Origin of the sequence: Arthrobacter sp. H20, assembly GCF_000520515.1 — a bacterium.
GTDB lineage: Bacteria > Actinomycetota > Actinomycetes > Actinomycetales > Micrococcaceae > Arthrobacter_D.
On record NZ_KI914723.1, the window covers coordinates 177,834 to 179,313 of the forward strand.

Annotated in this window: 3 protein-coding genes; 2 read left to right on the forward strand and 1 reads right to left on the reverse strand. The window is 61.9% G+C overall.

The window, feature by feature from the left end; genetic code table 11:
• Positions 1 to 250: RNA polymerase-binding protein RbpA (locus Y703_RS18645; protein ID WP_035764196.1), on the forward strand; the 250-nt coding region annotated here is incomplete at its 5' end.
• 63 nt (positions 251 to 313) lie between these two features.
• Here the strand turns inward: Y703_RS18645 and Y703_RS0107795 are convergent.
• Positions 314 to 1,036: a polyprenol monophosphomannose synthase gene (locus tag Y703_RS0107795; protein WP_026552259.1), complete on the reverse strand. Its 723-nt coding sequence runs from the start codon at positions 1,034 to 1,036 to the stop codon at positions 314 to 316.
• 175 nt (positions 1,037 to 1,211) lie between these two features.
• On the opposite strand from Y703_RS0107795, the gene Y703_RS0107800 reads away from it, so the two are divergent.
• Positions 1,212 to 1,480: helix-turn-helix domain-containing protein (locus Y703_RS0107800; RefSeq protein WP_026552260.1), on the forward strand; the 269-nt coding region annotated here is incomplete at its 3' end.

Here is a 1,480-nt window from a genome sequence, read left to right on the forward strand (position 1 = left end):
CTGCGGAGACGGCGAGCGGGTATTCGTCACTTTTGCGGCGGAAGCAGACGTTCCACCGGTCTGGGTCTCCAAGACCGGCAAGGAAGCGTTGCTGGTGGATGGGGAACGCCCCGACACCTCCGGTGACAAGCCGGTGCGTACTCACTGGGATATGTTGCTGGAGCGTCGCAGCATGGACGAGCTGGAACAGATCCTTCAGGACCGCTTGACCATCCTGCGGGAACGCCGCGGAGAACGCCGTTCTGCCTAGCCGGAGCGTTGCAAGTCTGAGATAGCCGGGCCAACTGCGGACCAGCAGACGGCCCGGCTTTTTTCATGCCCTGGTGAGGGACCGCCAGCGCGCGGCGAGCCCCCAGCGGGTCACGTTGGCAATGGCTTCGAGGACAATTCCGCCACTCATCTTCGAGGCGCCAAACTCGCGTTCGACGAAGGTGATGGGAACCTCGACGATCTTCAAGCCGAGTTGGGCTACTCGGAAGGTCATATCCACCTGAAATCCATACCCGACGGAGTCGACTGTCGTCAGGTCAACGCGCTCAAGGGTCTCCCGGCGGAACGCCCGGTATCCGGCGGTGATATCCCTGACCTGGATTCCCAGCATCAGCCGTGAATAGGTGCTTCCTGCCCGGGATAGGAGCTTCCTTCGGTGGGGCCAATTCACTACGCTCCCACCGGGGACCCAGCGTGACCCAATGACGAGGTCCGCGTCGGCTACTTTTTCCAGGAGGGACTGCAGCTGCTCCGGCCGGTGCGATCCGTCAGCGTCCATCTCGACCAGGACGTCATATCCTGCGTCCAGGGCCCAGGTGAATCCCGCGATGTATGCGGCGCCGAGTCCGGCCTTGCCGGTGCGGTGCAGGACGTGGATCTGCTGATCAGCGATGGCCAGCGTGTCGGCGAGATCTCCCGTACCGTCGGGGCTGTTGTCATCAACCACCAGAACGTCTGAGTGCGGCACAGCCCGGCGCAGGCGTTCCACGGTCAGGGGAAGTGACTCGATCTCGTTGTAGGTGGGAATGATGGTGACGACTCGCACTCAGGCAACCTTCGATCACGTGGCGGGTGCGCTGTGGGCACACCGGTTCCGGGCCCGGAACCAAACGCCAAGTATATTGGATGCCCTCGATAGGACCGAAAAGCGCTAGGTCTGGGTCCGCTAGTGTAGCGTGTCGTTGATTCCTTTGGGGCTGATTGTTTGTCAGACTTGATTCATGGTTTATTTGGCGAGGGCATTGGAGTTGCGTGACGGGGACAAAGGTGCCCTGGAGGCGCTGACTCGTGGGAAAGCATCGACCGCGACAGTGGCTCTGCGGGCGCGGACGGTTTTGTTGGCTGCCGACGGGGTGCCGAATTTCCAGATCGAGAAGATGACAGGGTTTTCGGCGCCAACCGTTTTGAAGTGGCGCAATCGTTATGCCGAGGGCGGCATCGAGGCCTTGTCTGATGTCCAGCGCCCGGGCCGGGAGCGGGAGATCGACGA